Annotated in this window: 12 protein-coding genes; all 12 read left to right on the forward strand. The window is 70.8% G+C overall.

The window, feature by feature from the left end; all coding sequences use genetic code 11:
• On the forward strand, positions 1-1,511 hold a 1,511-nt coding region (locus ACWCO3_RS16435; RefSeq protein ID WP_450010691.1), incomplete at its 5' end, for a tripartite tricarboxylate transporter permease.
• 81 nt (positions 1,512-1,592) lie between these two features.
• On the forward strand, positions 1,593-3,527 hold the full coding sequence (gene nhaA, locus ACWCO3_RS16440; protein WP_423439045.1) for a Na+/H+ antiporter NhaA: 1,935 nt from the start codon (positions 1,593-1,595) through the stop codon (positions 3,525-3,527).
• Positions 3,528-3,614: 87 nt separating this feature from the next.
• Complete coding sequence (locus ACWCO3_RS16445) at positions 3,615-4,601, forward strand: helix-turn-helix transcriptional regulator (RefSeq protein ID WP_145780681.1); 987 nt, start codon at positions 3,615-3,617, stop codon at positions 4,599-4,601.
• Between the two features lie 112 nt (positions 4,602-4,713).
• A complete protein-coding gene (locus ACWCO3_RS16450; RefSeq protein ID WP_450010694.1) occupies positions 4,714-6,498 on the forward strand; it encodes an alpha/beta hydrolase in 1,785 nt (594 codons plus the stop codon).
• 186 nt (positions 6,499-6,684) lie between these two features.
• Complete coding sequence (locus ACWCO3_RS16455) at positions 6,685-10,731, forward strand: discoidin domain-containing protein (RefSeq protein WP_450010696.1); 4,047 nt, start codon at positions 6,685-6,687, stop codon at positions 10,729-10,731.
• Between the two features lie 126 nt (positions 10,732-10,857).
• The gene (locus ACWCO3_RS16460) at positions 10,858-12,045 is read left to right on the forward strand and encodes an MFS transporter (protein WP_450010698.1); all 1,188 of its coding nucleotides are present in this window, start codon (positions 10,858-10,860) and stop codon (positions 12,043-12,045) included.
• Positions 12,046-12,158: 113 nt separating this feature from the next.
• Positions 12,159-13,823: an ABC transporter substrate-binding protein gene (locus ACWCO3_RS16465; RefSeq protein WP_145780689.1), complete on the forward strand. Its 1,665-nt coding sequence runs from the start codon at positions 12,159-12,161 to the stop codon at positions 13,821-13,823.
• Positions 13,824-13,829: 6 nt separating this feature from the next.
• A complete protein-coding gene (locus ACWCO3_RS16470; RefSeq protein ID WP_145780691.1) occupies positions 13,830-14,786 on the forward strand; it encodes an ABC transporter permease in 957 nt (318 codons plus the stop codon).
• Positions 14,783-15,667 (forward strand): ABC transporter permease, encoded by an 885-nt coding sequence (locus tag ACWCO3_RS16475; protein ID WP_145780693.1) that lies wholly within the window; start codon positions 14,783-14,785, stop codon positions 15,665-15,667. Before ACWCO3_RS16470 ends, ACWCO3_RS16475 begins: the two co-directional genes overlap by 4 nt.
• The gene (locus ACWCO3_RS16480) at positions 15,664-16,662 is read left to right on the forward strand and encodes an ABC transporter ATP-binding protein (RefSeq protein ID WP_450010702.1); all 999 of its coding nucleotides are present in this window, start codon (positions 15,664-15,666) and stop codon (positions 16,660-16,662) included. The genes ACWCO3_RS16475 and ACWCO3_RS16480 overlap by 4 nt, the downstream gene beginning before the upstream one ends.
• A complete protein-coding gene (locus ACWCO3_RS16485) occupies positions 16,659-17,660 on the forward strand; it encodes an ABC transporter ATP-binding protein (protein ID WP_450010704.1) in 1,002 nt (333 codons plus the stop codon). Before ACWCO3_RS16480 ends, ACWCO3_RS16485 begins: the two co-directional genes overlap by 4 nt.
• The coding region (locus ACWCO3_RS16490) for a gamma-glutamyltransferase (protein WP_450010705.1) at positions 17,657-17,900 on the forward strand (244 nt) is incomplete at its 3' end. The genes ACWCO3_RS16485 and ACWCO3_RS16490, both read left to right, overlap by 4 nt.

Here is a 17,900-nt window from a genome sequence, read left to right on the forward strand (position 1 = left end):
GAGGCATGGAACTCCTCGACAACCTCGCGCTGGGCTTCTCGACGGCCCTCCTGGTCCAGAACGTCCTCTACTGCTTCGTGGGAGTGCTGCTCGGCACCGCGGTGGGCGTCCTGCCCGGCATCGGGCCGACCGCGACGGTCGCGATGCTGCTGCCGATCACCTTCAGCTTCGAGCCGGTGACGGCGCTGATCATGCTGGCCGGCATCTACTACGGCGCACAGTACGGCGGTTCGACGACCGCCATCCTCATCAACCTGCCCGGTGAGTCGTCTGCGGCGGTCACCGCGCTGGACGGGCACGAGATGGCCCGCCAGGGCCGGGCCGGACCGGCCCTCGCGGCCGCGGCGATCGGGTCCTTCGTCGCGGGTACGGTCGCCACGGTGGCGCTCGCCGCCGCTGCTCCACCGCTGGCCAGCGTCGCCTTGAAGTTCGGCCCGGCCGACTACTTCTCGCTCGTGCTGTTCGGCCTGATCGTGTCGATCGCACTGGCCCGGGGCACGGCCCTCAAGGCCCTGGCGATGATCGCGCTCGGCGTGCTGCTCGGCACTGTCGGCCAGGACATCTACACCGGGACGCCCCGGTTCGTCTTCGAGCAGCGGGAGTTGTACGGCGGCATCGACTTCGTGTCGGTCGCCGTGGGCCTGTTCGGGGTGGCCGAGATCCTGCGCAACCTGGAGAACGAGCAGACCCGTACGGCGATCGTCAACCGGGTGACCAACCTCTGGCCGACCCGCGAGGACCGACGTCGGATCGTCGCCCCGATCGCGCGGGGCACCGGTCTCGGCGCCGCGCTCGGTGTCCTGCCCGGCGGGGGCCACGTGCTCGCCTCGTTCACCTCGTACGCCGTCGAGAAGCGGATCTCGAAGCGTCCTCAGGAGTTCGGGCACGGTGCGATCGAGGGGGTCGCCGGCCCCGAGTCGGCGAACAACGCCGCCGCGCAGACGTCGTTCATCCCACTGCTCACCCTGGGTCTGCCCGCCCACCCGGTCATGGCACTGATGATCGGCGCGTTCATCGTGCACGGCATCACCCCCGGCCCGAACGTCATCAACGACGAACCGGCGCTGTTCTGGGGCCTGATCGCGTCCATGTGGATCGGCAACGTGATCCTGCTGCTGCTGAACCTGCCGCTGATCGGCCTGTGGGTGCGCATGCTGCGCATCCCGTACCAGGTGCTGTTCCCGATGATCATCCTGTTCGCCGCGATCGGCACCTACTCGCTGAACTTCAACGCGTACGACGTCTACGCGATCGCGTTCTTCGGGGGCCTGGGCTACCTGCTGATCAAGTGCGGTTGCGAGCCGGCGCCGCTGCTGCTCGGCTTCGTCCTCGGCCCGTTGCTCGAGGAGAACCTGCGACGCGCGCTCATCATCTCCCGTGGCGACCCGTCGGTCTTCGTGACCCGACCAATCTCGGCGGTGCTCCTGGCCCTGGCCGTTGCCGCGCTCGTCGTCACCGTCCTCCCGGCGATCCGCCGGCGCCGTGCGGTCGTGTTCGCCGAGGAGGAGTAGAGCTTTCCCGCCCCACGGCGGCCGGTCGGTGATGTGCCTCAATTCGGACCGCGTGACGGTCGGGTCAACGAAGATTGTCCCGTGACGAGCGACAACCCGCGCCGGGTGATGATCACCCGGACCGCCTGGGAGGGGCGGCTCAACGCTCCGCTGCGCGCGTTCCTGCGCACCGAGACCGGCGGCGCGCGGGTGGTGGTGGTCGCGGCGGTGGTGGCCCTCGTGTGGGCGAACCTGCACTCGTCGTCGTACGAGTCGGTCTGGAGCACCACCTTCTCGGTCCGGCTCGGCGACTGGCCGGTGTCGCACGACCTGCGAACCTGGGTCAACAGCGGGTTGATGACGTTTTTCTTCCTGGTCGCGGGGTTGGAGTTGCGTCGCGAGTTCGACATCGGCGAGCTGCGGGAGCGGCGGCGACTGGCGTTGCCGATGCTGGCCGGGTTCGGTGGCATGCTCCTGCCGATCGGCATCTATCTCGCGATCAACGCGGGGCAGACCACCGCCGCCGGCTGGGGCGCGGTGATGGCCACCGACACGGCGCTCGCGCTCGGCGCGCTCGCGGTCTTCGGGCCCCGCTTCTCGGACCGGCTGCGGAGTTTCCTGCTGACCGTCGCCGTCGTCGACGACCTGGTCGCGATCGCGGTGCTGGCCATCGCGTACCCGGATCACCCCTCGCCCACGGCGTTGCTCGTCGCGGCGGTGATCTTCGGTGTCGTGCTGCTCGTCCGGGCGTGGGGCGTGCGGTTCGGGCCGGTCTACGCGCTGTTGGGGGTGGCGGCCTGGGTCGCGGTCTCGGAGTCCGGTGTCGACCCGGTAGTGGTGGGCCTGGTGATGGGGCTGCTGACCTACGCGTACGCCCCCGGGCGGGACGAGCTGCAGCGCGCGAGCGACCAGTTCCGCCTCTTCCGGGAACAGCCCACCCCGCAGCTCGCCCGGATGGCCCACGCTGGTCTCACCTCGGCGCTGTCGCCGAACGAGCGGCTGCAGACCATTTACCACCCGTGGGCGAGTTACGTGGTCGTGCCGCTGTTCGCCCTGGCGAACGTCGGGATCGTCCTCGACGGCGAGCTGCTGTCCAGGGCCGTGACCTCGCCGGTGACGCTCGGCGTCGTGGCGGCGTACATCGTCGGCAAGCCGGCCGGGATCGTGGCCACCTCGTGGCTGGTGGCCCGGCTGAGCGGGAACCGGTTCCGGCCACCCGTCGGCTGGGTGGCCGTGGCGGGCGTCGGCACAGTCTCCGGTATCGGGTTCACCGTCGCCCTCCTGATCGCCACCCACGCGCTGCACGGCCCGGCGCTGGACGAGGCGAAGTTCGGCATCCTGGTCGCGACGGTCGGCGCGTCCGCCGTGACCTGGCTGGTGTTCCGTGCTGTCGCCCGCCTCTCGCCGTCGCGACGTGCGCGCGCCCTGCTCGGCGTCACCGAGGCCATCGTCGACCTGAAGCTTGCTGTCGAGTCGGGGCGCGACCACATGCGCGGGGCGCTCGACGCGCCGGTGACGGTCGTGGAGTACGGCGACTTCGAGTGCCCCTACTGCGGGCAGGCTGAGCCGGTGGTGCGGGAGATGCTGGCCGACTTCGCCAACGTCCGCTACGTCTGGCGACACCTGCCGCTCACCGACGTCCATCCGCACGCCCAACTCGCCGCCGAGGCCGCCGAGGCCGCGGGGGAGCAGGGCGCGTTCTGGGAGATGCACGACCTGCTCCTCACCCACCAGGACGCGCTCAACCCCACCGACCTGCTGGGTTACGCCGAGCGGCTCGGCCTGGATCTCGACATGTTCCGGGAGCACATGGTCAAGCGGATGGGCGTGGACCGGGTGGCCGAGGACGTCGAATCCGCCGACCTCAGCGGCGTCACCGGCACCCCGACCTTCTTCATCAACGGCCGGCGCCACCACGGCGCGTACGACATCGTCGCGCTCTCGGCAGCGGTGAAGGGGGCGTTCGCCGCCGCGAAGCTCCGCCCCGAGTACCACCGTCGGGAACACGAGCACCGCGAGGGCCCGCCGACGAGCTGACCACGATCGATACGGCCGTTCGGTCGACGGCGTCCGCGTTTTCGGCGGCGTGGACCCCGGACACCGACGGGCTCTACGATCGCCGGCATGCGGACCGATCCCCTCGTCGTGGCCCCCGCCCTCGACGTGGAATCGCTCCCAGTCACGCCCGACGCCGCAGACGTCTACCGCGATCTTCTGCGGGTGGCGCCCGTGGCGCAGCGGGACTTCCTGTCCGCCGCGTCGCCGCAGGCCGCTCGGGTGCTCGCAGGGTTGCTGAGCAGCGGGGCGGTGCACCGGGACACCGCCGGCGTGCTGCACGTCCGACCGCCGCGTACCGCCCTGGAGAACTGGGCCGCGCAGCGGGAGATGGAGGCCACCCGTGCTCGCGCCGCCGCAGAGACGCTGTCCGGGCTCTACACAGCGGTGCACGGCACCGGCGCCGCGTTCGTCGAGGTCATCGAGGGAAAGGGCGCCGTCCGCGAGCTGTTTCGCCAGTTGCAGGCCGGAGCCCGCACCGAGGTGCGGGGCCTGGAACGCGGGCCGTACCTGCGCGACACCGCCCGGGTCCCGGAGGAGGTGCAGTACGACGCGCTGCGGCGCGGCCTGCGCTACCGCTGCGTCTACGAGGGCGAGCTGTTGCACGACGAGGCGATGCTCGCGGCGGTGCGCTCCGCGGTCGCTGCCGGCGAGCAGGCGCGGGTCTTCCCCGAGCTTCCCCTGAAGATGATGCTCGTCGACGCCGACCGTGGCCTCGTCATCCTGCCGCGCGCCGGCGGTGACGACGCCGACGCGATGCTGGTGCACCGCTCCCGCCTGCTGGACGGGCTGTCCGAGCTGTTCGAGGTGTTCTGGCGGCTCGGCGCGCCGATCCACGCCACCGCCGACACCGCCCAACCGGACGCCGAGCCGACCGCCGCCACGCAGCGGCTGCTCGCGCTGCTCACCGCGGGCCTGACCGACGACGCCATTGCCCGTGACCTCGGCATCAGCAACCGCACCGTGCACCGCCGGGTCAGTCGCCTGCAGGAGTTGCTCGGCGCGCGCAGCAGGTTCCAACTCGGCGTACAGGCCACTCGCCGCGGCTGGCTGTGACTGGCCGGATTCCGCCATGGCCGGTCTTCGTCATCGCCGGACCGTGGCGGCGAAACACTCCTGAGCCAGGGTGAAGGCCATTCGATCATCCGCTCCATGAGAGGACGGGACGATGCCCCTTCCCACGACCGGGTCGCGCCACCCACGCCGCGTGCGCCGGCCGGCCGCCCTGCTCGCTGTGACCCTGGTCGCGGCGGCTCTGACCAGCGGTGCGGCCGGGACCCCGGCCGCCGCGGCCAAGGCCACCGAGCCGGACACGGCCGCCCTGGCGGCATCCCTCGCCAGCCAGCGGCCCTCCTGGGAGCCGTGCGGGTTGGCCGACGTCAGCCCCGAGGACGAGACGCGGCTGCGGCTGACCTGCGCGACCATCACCGTGCCGCGCGACTGGCACAACCCGGGCGACGGCAGGACGATCCAGGTCCGGATCAGCCGCACCGCCGCCTCCGGCAGCGACCGCAAGGGCATCCTGCTGGTCAACCCGGGTGGACCCGGTGGCAGTGGCCTGTCGTTGGCGCCGTACGTGGCGCGGTCCGCGCCCGCCCTCGCCGAGCACTACGACGTGATCGGTTTCGACCCGCGCGGCGTCGGGCAGAGCACCCCGCTGCTCTGCACCGTCACGTACCGCGACACCGACAACACCAACGACCTGATCACCCAGGCCAACGTGGCCGGCTGCCGCAGCACCGAGCTGACGACATTCATCACCACCGAGCAGACCACCTACGACATGGACTTCATCCGGGTGCTGCTCGGGGAGCAGAAGCTCAACTACCTCGGCTACTCGTACGGCACCTGGTTGGGCACCTGGTACGCGGCGACGTTCGGAAGCCGGACCAACCGGATGGTGCTCGACTCGGTGGCCGCGGTCGGCTCACCCACCCTGCAGGAGACCTGGGACCTGCAACCGTTCACCCGGGACCGGGCGTTCCAGGAGCAGTTGCTGCCGTACATGGCCCGCCACGACGACCTGTACGGCCGGGGCACCGACCCGATGAAGATCCGTGAGATGTTCGAGCGGGCCGGCGGCACCCGCGTCGGCATGGGGCCGTTCATGTTCGGCTGGTTCATCCTCGGCGCTCTCTACGACACCCAGAACTACCCGACGGCCGCGGCGGCGGTGAACACGGTGATCCAGTACTACGAGGAGTGGAACGGCTGGACGCCGGAGCGGATTCTCAGCGCCGCGACGGCCAAGATGCTCACCGCACCGGGGGTCACCGCCGACGACCGGGCGTACATCGAGCAGTCCCGGGTCGGCGCCGAGGCGGCCCTGAAGACTCAGCGTGACCGGGCACTGCTGGCCCAGGGCACGGACGAGTACACGTACGACATCGACTACGTCTTCGAGGTGATCCGCTGTCAGGACGGGCAGTGGAACGACAGCATCGCGCACTGGAACGCGTTCAGCCGGCGCCTCACCCGGGACGCGCCGCTTGTCGCCCCGTACCTGCAGAACCCGCCGGCCTGCGCGTACTGGCCGACGAGCAACCGGATGCCGAAGTTCGACCGCAAGACGTTCCCCCGGGTGCTGATGCTGCAGGACGAGCTCGACGTGGCCACGGCGTACGAGGGCGCGCTGGCGGCGTCGAAGAAGCTTCCCGGTGCATCGATGATCAGCGTCGACAACGAGGGCAGCCACGGTGTCTTCCCGTACTACACGTCGTGCGTGGACGACCCGGTGTACGCCTACCTGCTGGACGGGCGCCTTCCCTCCGAGACGTACACCGGTTGCCAGGCGGTGCCGTTGCCGGGCGAGACGGCGGTGTTCGAGGTGGGTGGCAAGTTGACCGGCAAGGGGACGGTGCGGACCCAGCTGATCAGCGACGACATGAGGGCGGCGAACCGCATGCTCAAGCGGATGCTGCGCACCGAGCCGGGGCCCTCGTACCCGGAGTGACGGCCGTCGGGTGCGGGCGGCGACCGGTCGCCCGCACCCCCTTCACACTCTGAAGTGGAACAGTCGCGGGCCGTTTTCTGGCATCACGATCGACTCGGACTCTTGACTCTGGCGAAACATGCGGCCACGATCTGACAACGTTGTCAGAGACCCTCGTCTGACAACGTTGTCACGTCTGGAGGCACAATGTCCGAGCAATCGCCCCTGTCGCGGCGTTCCTTCCTCTCCGCCGGAGCCACGTTGCTGGCGTCGGTCGGGGTGGCCGCGGTCCTACCGGACGCCGTCGCAGCCGCCGCTCCGGCGACGCCGCCTGCCACCCCGCAGGCCACCGACCTCGCCCGGTACCGTCCGGTCGCGGTCTCCTCGACCGACTACGCGCCGACGCCCGCGACCTTCGCGGTGGACGGCCTGCCGCAGGTCGGCGTCCGGGGGAGTGGGTGGCGGGCGGCCGGTAACGCCGATCCACAATGGATTTCCGTGGACTTGCAGGCGCTCTGCCGGGTCGAGGCGGTCACCCTGGTCTTCGAGGCCACGCTCGCCGACGGGCCGTTCGACGGCAACTACACCGAAACCGACGGCGACGAAATCCTCTCCAGCGCCGCCACGTCGTACCGGATCGAGGTCTCCACCGACGGCCGCACCTGGAAGTCGGTGTACGAGACCACCGAGGGCCAGGGCGGCGTACAGGCGATCAAGCTGGGCGAGCCGGTCACCGCCCGGTGGATCCGCATGACGGCCACGAAGCGTTCGAACAGCAACCCGCTGGGCCTCAACGGTTTCCAGGTCTACGGCGTGCCCCTGGCGGGACGGCCGAAGGCCGAGGGCTGGACCAGCTGGGAGGACGGCAACACCGGCCCGGCTCCCGCGCTCACGGTCGCCGCCGACGGCACGGTGCCGCTGGAGTCCGGCTGGTCGTTGACGATGGACGACTTCGCGGGCACCGCCGACGGCGCCGAACTCTCCCGAGCGGGCGTCGACGTCCGGTCCTGGCTGCCGGCGACCGTGCCCGGCACCGTGCTGGGCACCCTGGTCGAGCAGGGGCACCTGCCCGACCCGGTGTCCGGCTTCAACAACATGCGCATCCCGGAGGCGTTGTCCCGGCACACCTGGTGGTACCGGCGCGCCCTGCGGTTGCCCCGCGAGCTGGACACGTCGGCCGGTCGGCGGATCTGGCTCGAGTTCGACGGCATCAACCACGAGGCGACCGCCTGGGTCAACGGCGTGCAGGTCGGCAGCGTCAAGCACCCGTTCGCGCGGGCAGCCTTCGACATCACCGACGCCCTCGCCGGTCACCGCGGCGAGCACGTCCTCGCCGTCCGGGTCACTCCGATGCCGCACCAGGGCACCCCCGGTGACAAGGGTGCCGACGGCCGTACCTTCCTCCAGTCGGCCCACCACTACCTCGACGCGCCGACCTACCTCGCGGTGTCCGGATGGGACTGGATGCCCGCCGTCCGCGACCGGGTCACCGGCCTCTGGGACCACGTCCGGCTGCGCAGCACCGGTGCCGTGGTCGTCGGCGACCCGCACGTGCAGACCACGCTGCCGGACCTGCCGGACACCAGCGTCGCCGAGGTCACCATCCGGGTGCCGGTCCGCAACGCGACGGCCACCGCCGCCACTGTCACCGTCCGCGCCGAGTTCGACAAGGTACGCGTCGAGTCAACGGTCACACTTCCCGCCAACGGAAGCACCACTGTCACCTTCGCGCCGGAGCGCCACCCCGCGTTGCGCCTGCGCAAGCCCCGGCTGTGGTGGCCCAACGGCTACGGCGACCCCCACCTGTACGACCTCACGCTCACCGCCACCGTCAAGCGCACCGTCAGCGACCGGCGTGAGCTGCGCTTCGGTGTCCGACAGTTCGCCTACGACTGGCACCAGCCGATCGTGATCTCGCCGCCGGGCAAGCCCGCCCTGGAGTTCGTCGACGGGGCGGCCACGCAGACCGTCACGTTCGACCGGCAGCACGCCCGGCACGTACGCATCCAGGCCGGCCAACGTGCGACCGGCTGGGGCATCTCGATGTACACGCTGTCGGTGGCCGACGGCACCGGTCCGGACCTCGCCCTGCGCCGCGACGCGACCGCCTCGTCGGCGGAGAACGACACCAACGTGGCCGCCAAGGCCGTCGACGGCGACGCGGCGACCCGCTGGGCCTCGAAGGCCGAGGACGACCAGTGGATCCAGGTCGACCTCGGCGCGGCCGTCGACTTCGACCGGGTCACCATCGTCTGGGAGCAGGCATACGCGCTGGACTACCGCGTCCAGGTCTCCGCCGACGGCGGCGCCTGGACCGACGTGACGTCGGTCAGCAACGACACCCCGCTGGGCAGCCGCGCCAACCAGGTCGAGACGTTCGCCAGCCAGACCGCCCGGCACCTGCGCATCCAGACCGGTGCGCGGGTGACCTCGTGGGGCGTGTCCATGTGGACGCTCTCAGTGCAGCGGCAGGCCGAGCCGGACGTGGACCTGGCCCTGGGCAAGGTCGCCAGCGCGTCGTCGTCGGACGGCGACTCCAACGGCCCGGACCGAGCCGTCGACGGCAACCCACGGACCCGCTGGTCGTCGACGTTCGAGGACAACCAGTACATCCAGGTCGACCTGGGCGCACCGATCACCTTCGACCAGGTCACCATCGTCTGGGAGCAGGCGTACGCCCGCGACTTCGTCATCCAGGTCTCGAACGACGGGCAGTCGTGGACCGACGTGAAGTCGGTCAGCAACAAGATCACCGAGCTGAAGATCAGTGTCAACGGTGTGCCGGTGTTCGCCCGGGGCGGCAACTGGGGCTGGGACGAGCTGTTGCGTCGGGTGCTGCCCGACCGGCTGGCCGACACCGTCGAGATGCACCGCGACATGAACTTCACGATGATCCGCAACTGGCTCGGCAGCAGCAACCGCGAGGAGCTGTACCAGGCCTGCGACGAGCAGGGCATCCTGGTCTGGAACGACTTCTGGCAGGCCGGCGGGTTCCTGCCCAACCCGCCCGGCTACGTGGACATCGCCGCCGACACGATCCGGCGGTTCCGTCACCACCCCAGCATCGTGGTGTGGTGCGGCGCCAACGAGGGTGACCCGCCGCCGATCGTCGACGCCGGCCTCAAGCAGGCCGTCAGCACCGAGCACCCGGAGATCCTCTACATCCCCAACTCCGCCAGCGGCATCGTGAGCGGACGCGGGCCGTACCACTGGGTCGACCCGAACACCTACACCGACGTGACGATGTACGAGGCCGACTCCTTCGGCTTCCACACCGAGATCGGCATGCCGGTCGTGTCGGTGGCGGAGAGCATGCGCAACCTCGTCGGCGATGCGAAGGAGTGGCCGATCAGCGAGGTGTGGAACTACCACGACTGGTCGACCATCGGTAACCAGCGCGTCGGCACGTACCAGGCGGCCATCGACGCGCGGCTCGGCGAGTCCGACTCGCTCGACGAGTTCGCCACCCGGGCGCAGTTCGTCAACTACGAGAGCCACCGCGCCATGTTCGAGGCGTGGAACGCCAACCTGTGGCAGGACGCCACAGGCCTGCTGCTGTGGATGTCGCACCCGGCGTGGCACAGCACGGTCTGGCAGACCTACGACTACGACCTCGACGTGAACGGCGCCTACTACGGGGCCCGCAAGGGCTGCGAGCCGCTGCACGTGCAGGCCGACCCGGGCACCTGGCAGGTCCGGGTGGTCAACCACACCGCGGCGGCGGTCACCGGCGTGACGGTCACCGCCCGGCGGTACGACCTGAGCGGCCGGTCGTTGGGTACGCCGCAGCGGCAGCGGGTGGACGTGGCGCGTTCGGCCACGACGGCGGTCTTCCCGCTCGCCGCGCCGAACGGTGGCGGGCTGCACCTGGTCCGCCTGGAGCTGCGCGACAGCCGTGACCGGCTGCTCACGGAGAACACCTACTGGCGCTACGACAAGGCCGAGCAGATGCGGGCGCTCAACGATGTGCCGAGCACCCGCCTGTCGACGTCGTCGGGCACCGTACGTGTCGTGGACGGCCGGAACACCGTCACCACGACGGTCCGCAACCAGGGCCGTACCGTCGCCGCGTTGGTGCGGCTCGCCGTGCGCGACCAGCGTGGCGAGAGGGTTCTGCCGGCCCGCTTCGACGACAACTACTTCTGGCTCCTGCCGGGGGAGACCCGCGAGGTGCGGGTCTCCTGGCCCGCGCGGCCGGGCCTGCCCCGCCAGGCGCGGGTGACGGCGCAGGCGTACAACTCGGCGGTCAGCTAGGAACTCGCGGTGGGAGGCGACGCCCCGATCGTCGCCTCCCACCGCGTCGCGCCGGTTCGGCCACCTGATGAGGGTGTTTGGGTCGTTACCGCACCTCGGCCCGCTACCGACACCCATGCTGTACGGGTGACACGGTCCGGTTCCCCGTCCGGCGCGGTACGGGTCGCGTTCGCGTTCTGGATCACGCTCGTGGGCACCACAGTGCCGACCCCGCTCTATCCGCTCTACGAGATGGAGTTCGGGTTCTCGTCGTTGACCGTGACGGTGGTCTACGCGTTGTACGCGTTGGGCGTGGTCGTCGGGCTGCTGGTCTTCGGTCGGCTCTCCGACCAGATCGGCCGCCGTCCGGTCATCCTCATCGCGCTGGGCCTGTCCGTCGCCGCCGACGCCGTCTTCCTGTTCGCCGTGGACCTGGCGATGATCGTCGTGGGCCGGATCATCGCCGGTCTCTCCGCCGCGCTGATCATCGGCGCGGCGACCGCGGCGCTGGCGGAGCTGATCGACCGTCGGCATCCGAAACGCGCCGCCACCGTATCGATCTTCGCGAACCTCGGTGGGCTCGCGACCGGCACCCTGCTGTCCGGGATCGTGTCGGACGTGGCCCCGGATCCGCTCCGGCTGCCCTGGGTGATCGTGCTGGTCCTGGCCGTCGTCGCGATCATCGCGTTGCGCGGTGTGCCGGAGACGGTGCGGGATCGGTCACCGGTGACCCTCCGGGTGCAACGGTTGTCGGTGCCGGCGGCCATCCGGGGCGACTTCGTCCGCTCGGCGATCACCGCCGGGGCGGGCTTCGCGGCTCTCGGGGTGCTCACGTCGGTGACCGGGTTGTTCCTCGGCATGGTCCTGCACGAGAGGTCGCACACCCTGGCGGCGCTCGTGGTCTTCGTGGCCTTCGCCGGTGCCGCGTTCGGTCAGTTGCTGACCCGCGTTCTCTCCTCGCGCGCCGCACTCGCCTACGCCTGCGTCGGTCTGGTCGTGGGGGCCGGCCTGCTCGCGTTCAGCATGTGGATGGCCCTGCTGGCGACGCTCTTCGTCAGCGCGGCGGTCATCGGGGTCGCGTCCGGGGTGGCGGTCGGCGACGGCGTCGCGACGATCACGATGAAGACGCCGCCGCAGCATCAGGCCGAGGCGGTGTCGACCTTCTTCGCGATCCTGTTCGCGATGCTCGGCGTGCCCGCCGTCGGGGTCGGCCTGCTGATCCAGACGATCGGGCTGCAGCCCGCCGGCGAGATCTTCAGCGCGGTGGTGGCGGTGCTCGCGTTGGTCGTCCTGCTCAGCCTCGTGCGGGGCGGCCGGGCCCGGCCGGCGACCTGACCGACGTCGGCGCGCCGGGGGTTTGGCCGGCCCGGAAAGCCGTTCACGGAGGTCTTGCGGCGCTCATCGTATACAACATACGCTCCCCGAATCGCCCATTCGAGGAGCTCTCCATGACGAACCTCTCCGTCAGCGAAACGAGCCGTGTGCTCCGGGCCGCGGTCGCGGCGGCCACCGTCGTCTGCGCGGTCGTCGCCTGCTCACCTGTGTCGGACAGCGGCGGCGGCGACCAGTCCGGCGGCAACCAGTCGGCAGGCCAGGACTCCTTCGGTACGCCGGCCGACCCCGCCGCCGTGAAGCAGGGCGGCAAGTTGGTCATCGCCCTCTCCGCCGAGCCCGACGCGTTGGACCCGACGCTGTCGAGAAGCCTCTACTCCCGCTACGTCTTCCAGGCGATGTGCCAGAAGCTCTACGACGTCGACGAGAAGGCGCAGGTCGTACCGCAGCTCGCGACCGCGCTGCCCACGACGAGCGGCGACGGCCGGACGGTGACCATCCCGCTGCGCCCGGGTGTGCGCTTCGCGGACGGGACGCCGTTCGACTCCGCCGCCGTGAAGGCCACAGTGCAACGCCACCTCACCAACGCCCGGTCGGCGCGCAAGAGCGAACTCGGTCCCATCGACGGCGTCGACACCCCCGACGCACAGACCGTCGTCCTCCGGTTGAAGCAACCGTTCGCGCCGCTGCTGGGCGCCCTGGCCGACCGGGCCGGCATGATCATGAGCGCCAAGGCGCTGCAGAGCCTGGGTGACGACTTCGCCTCCGCACCGGTCTGCGTCGGCCCCTTCAAGTTCGCCAAGCGGGTGCCCCAGAACTCGATCGACGTCGTGAAGGACCCGAACTACTACGACGCGGCCAAGGTGCACCTCGACGCCATCTCGTGGCGGATCCTCACCGACGCGAGCATCCGCGCCGCCAACCTGCGCTCCGGCGACGTGCAGGTCGCCGACAGCGTGTCCACCCAGGACTTCGCCGCCCTGCGGCAGGACGCCGCGATCTCCGTCCTGCAGTCGCAGTCCCTCGGCTACCAGGGCCTGACCATCAACGTCGGCAACGTCGACGGCGTCGGCACCGCGCCCAAGCCCATCAACCGCCCCCTCGCGCAGAACGCCAAGGTACGGCAGGCCTTCGAGCACGCCATCGACCGTAAGGCGCTCGTCGACGCGGTCTTCAACGGTCTGCACGCCGCCGCCTGCTCGCCGATCTCGCCCGCGAGCCCGTTCTCGTCGCCCGAGGCGCAGACCTGCCCGGCGCACGACCCCGCCAAGGCCAAGCAGTTGCTCACCGAGGCGGGCGTGCAGACGCCGTACACGGTGACGATGCTCGCCTCCAACACCCCCGACACGCTGCGGCTCGCGCAGGCGTTGCAGTCCATGGTCAAGGACGGCGGGTTCGACCTGAAGATCAACCCAGTCGAGTACTCGTCGCTCCTCGACGAGCAGGACCGCGGCAACTTCGAGCTGTTGCAGCTCGGCTGGAGCGGGCGGATCGACCCGGACGCCAACATCACGAACTTCGTCGGCACCGGGGCCAGCCAGAACGTCGCCGGCTACAGCAACCCGCAGCTCGACACACTGCTGACCCAGGCCCGCCAGGCAGGCGACGTCGAGGAGCGCAAGAAGCTGTACGGGCAGGCGGTCACACTGCTCCAGCAGGACGACGCGCTGATCTACCTCTACCGGCAGCGGAACCTGACCGCCGTCAGCAAGCAGATCCAGGGCCTCCAAGTCTTCCCGGACGGTGTGCTCCGGGCGGGCTTCGCCGGCTTCGCCAAGTAGGTCACCGTGGCCCGATATCTGCTGACCCGCGCCTGGCAGTCGGCGCTGACCCTGCTGCTGTCGACGGTCGTGGTCTTCGTCGGCGTACGGGCGCTCCCCGGTGACCCGGCCCTCGCCCTGGCCGGCGAGGACCGCTCACCGGAGGCGCTGGAGGCGATCCGCCGCCACTACGGGCTGGACCAACCGCTGCCGGTCCAGTTCGCGCAGTACGTGGAGCGCATGGCGCAGGGCGACTTCGGGGTGTCGATCCGTACCGGCACGCCGGTCTCGTCGATGCTCACGACCGCCCTGCCGGTGACCGTCGAGTTGTCCGTCCTGGCGATCCTCATCGCCTCGGCGCTCGGGGTCGGCGCCGGCGTGCTCGCGGCGGTACGTCGCGGGCGACCGGCGGAATGGCTCGCCAACGGCCTGGCCCTGATCGGCCTGTCGGTGCCGCACTTCTGGCTGGGGCTGCTCGCGATCCTCTACCTGTCCGTGGCGACCGGGCTGTTCCCCGCCTCCGGCTTCGTGCCGATCCTGGAGGACCCCGTGGACAACCTGCACCACATCGTCCTGCCGGCGGTGATCCTCGGGACCGGCCTCGCCGCCATCATCATGCGGCAGACCCGCTCGGCGATGCTGGACTCGCTCTCGTCGGACTACGTGCGCACCGCGAAGGCGAAGGGCCTGCGACCGCGTGCCGTCATCACCCGGCACGCGCTGCGCAACAGCCTCATCGTGGTGGTGACCGTCGTGGGTCTCCAACTCGGAGGGCTGATCTCGGGCGCTGTGGTCACCGAACAGATCTTCGGGCTGCCGGGCTTCGGCAAGATGACCATCGACGCGGTGTTCCAACGGGACTACCCGGTGATCCAGGCCGTCGTCCTGCTCACCGCGACCGCCTACATCGTGATCAACTTCCTGGTGGACCTGCTCTACTCGGTCATCGACCCCCGCATCCGGGTGACGGGAGATCCGGCATGACCGTCCTCACCGTACCGATGGCGGAGACCGCCGTCGGCGTCACCAGGCGTACGCGGGTGCTGCGGCGGCTGCGCCGCAACCCCCTCGCGGTGGTCAGTTTCGTCGTGCTCGCGCTCGCGGCGGTCATCGCGCTGCTCTCGCCGTGGATCGCGCCGTACTCCGTCGACGAGACCGACTTCGCCCGTACTCTCGCACCCCCCGGCACCGCCGGGCACGTGCTCGGCACCGACGACCTCGGTCGGGACGTCCTCTCCCGCATCATGCTCGGCGCCCGGGCGTCGTTGCAGGTGGGGCTCCTGGCGGTGGCCACCTCCCTGGTCATCGGGGTGCCGCTCGGGCTGGCGGCCGGCTACTTCCGCGCCTGGGACGCGGTCATCTCGCGCTTCACCGACCTGCTGCTCGCCTTCCCGTTCCTGATCATGGCGGTGGGGTTGGCGGCCATCCGGGGCGCCAGCCTCGGCAACGCGGCGGTGGCCATCGGCATCGCCCAGATCCCCGGGGTGATCCGGGTCGTCCGCTCGGACACGCTGCGCCTCAAGTCGTTGGACTTCGTCGCGGCGGCCGTGGTGGACGGGGCCAGTGACCTGTGGGTGCTGACCCGGCACATCCTGCCGAACGCGACGTCGGTGATCCTGGTGCAGGCCACCGTCGCCATCCCGGCCGCGATCCTCGGCGAGGCGGTGCTGTCCTTCCTCGGCCTCGGCATCCAACCACCGGCGCCCAGCCTGGGCACCATGCTGGCCACCGCCCAGCAGTTCGCCGCCCGGGCGCCGTGGGCGGCCGTCTTCCCCGGCGTGGTGATCATGGGCTTGGCGTTGGCGTTCAACGTCTTCGGTGACGCCCTGCGGGACGCCCTCGACCCGAAGGGAGACCGCCGATGACCACGCCTGTGCTGGAGATCCGCGACCTGTCGGTGTCCTTCCCGACCGAGACCGGCACCGTCTCGGCGGTGGACGGCGTCAGCCTGAACCTCGCCCCCGGGGAGATCGTCGGAATGGTCGGCGAGTCCGGGTGCGGAAAGAGCGTCACCGCGATGAGCATCGCCGGCCTGCTGCCCGGCAGCGCCCGGATCACCGGCTCCGTACGCCTCGACGGCACCGAACTGGTCGGCGCCCGCGAGTCGGCGCTGCGCCGGGTACGCGGCCGGGAGATCGCCTACATCTTCCAGGAGCCGATGACGTCGTTGAACCCGGTGCTCACCGTCGGGCGGCAGATCGGGGAGGTGCTCCAGGTCCACGAACGGATGTCCCGACGGGCCGCGCGGGCTCGCGCCGTCGAGCTGCTGACGCTCGTCGGTATCCCGGCCGCGACCCAACGGGTCGACACCTACCCGCACCAGCTCTCCGGCGGCATGCGGCAACGCGTGATGATCGCAATGGCGGTGGCCTGCGGCCCGAAGGTGCTGGTGGCCGACGAGCCGACCACCGCGCTGGACGTGACCGTCCAGGCCGGCATCCTCCAGGTGCTGCGCGACCTGCGCGACCGGCTCGGCACGAGCGTCCTCATCATCACGCACGACCTCGGCGTGATCGCCGACATCGCGGACCGCGTCGTCGTCATGTACGCGGGGCGGGTCGTGGAGCGTGCACCGGTGGACGACCTGTTCGCACACCCTCGGCACCGGTACACCGCCGGGCTGCTGTCGGCGTCACCGCAGCCAGGGCGGCACGCCGGCACGGACCGGTTGACCGAGATCCCCGGGTTGGTGCCGGTGCTGTCGACGCAACCCGACGCGTGCACCTTCGCCGACCGCTGCCCGGCCGCCGACGACACCTGCCGCGAGTCCGCCCCGCCGCTGTCGGGCATCGGTGGCGAGGGCCACGTGGCGGCCTGTTGGCATCCCTGCTCGACGGCACCCCAGGAGGCGACCCGATGACGCCACAGCCGAACGCCCTGGAGATCGAGGACCTGGTGATGCACTTCGGCCCGGTCCGGGCTGTCGACGGGGTGTCCCTGACCATCCCGAGGGGTCGGGTCACCGCACTGGTGGGGGAGAGCGGCTCCGGGAAGTCGACAGTGGGCCGATGCGTGGTGCGGCTGGTCGAGCCCACCGGGGGAACGGTCCGGATCGCCGGGGCCGACGTCACCCACCTGTCCCGACGGCGGCTGCGCCCGCACCGTGGCGCGGTGTCGATCGTCTTCCAGGACCCGGCCGCGTCACTGGACCCACGCATGCTGGTCGGCGAGATCGTGGCCGAGCCGCTGCGGCTGGCCGGCAGGCGGCTCTCCCGACGCGAACGGGACGCCCGCGTCGCTCCGCAGCTCGAACGGGTGGGCCTGCGCGCCGAGGTGGCACGTCGCTATCCCCACGAGCTGTCCGGTGGGCAACGCCAACGGGTCAGCATCGCCCGGGCGCTGATCTCCGAACCGATGCTGCTCATCGCCGACGAACCCACGAGCGCGCTCGACGTGTCGGTGCAGGCGTCGGTGCTCAACCTCCTCGCCGACCTGCAACGCGACATCGGGTTCGCCTGCCTCTTCATCACCCACGACCTGTCCGCCGTCGAGTACCTGGCCGACGAGATCGCCGTCATGTACCTGGGCCAACTCGTCGAGAAGGGCACCCGCGAGCGGATCTTCGCCCGGCCCGCCCACCCGTACACCCAGGCTCTGCTGTCCGCCGCGCCGGTGGCCGACCCGGTGCGCCAACGGCAGCGTCAGCCGGTGCTGCTCGGCGACGACCTGCCCTCCGCGCTCGACCCACCGTCCGGCTGCCGGTTCCGGACCCGGTGCCCGCTCGCCTTCGACAGGTGCGCGACGGAGGTGCCGGCGCAGACGGCCGTCGGCGACGGCATGGCGGCCTGCCACCTGGTCCGGCCGGACGGCACCGGCCCCGACGTTCGCACCGCAGATACCAGTGAGGTGTTGTCATGACGTTCACCACCCGACCGACGTTGCAGGGCACCTTCGGCATGGTGTCCTCGACGCACTGGCTCGCCAGCCAGGCGGCGATGGGCATCCTCGAACGCGGCGGCAACGCCTTCGACGCCGCGGTCACCGCCGGGTTCGTCCTGCACGTGGTCGAGCCGCACCTGAACGGGCCGGGCGGCGAGGTCCCGGCCATCGTGGCCACCGCGCAGGACCCCAGGCCGAAGGTGCTGTGCGGGCAGGGGC

Source organism: Micromonospora sp. NPDC002411, assembly GCF_053592955.1.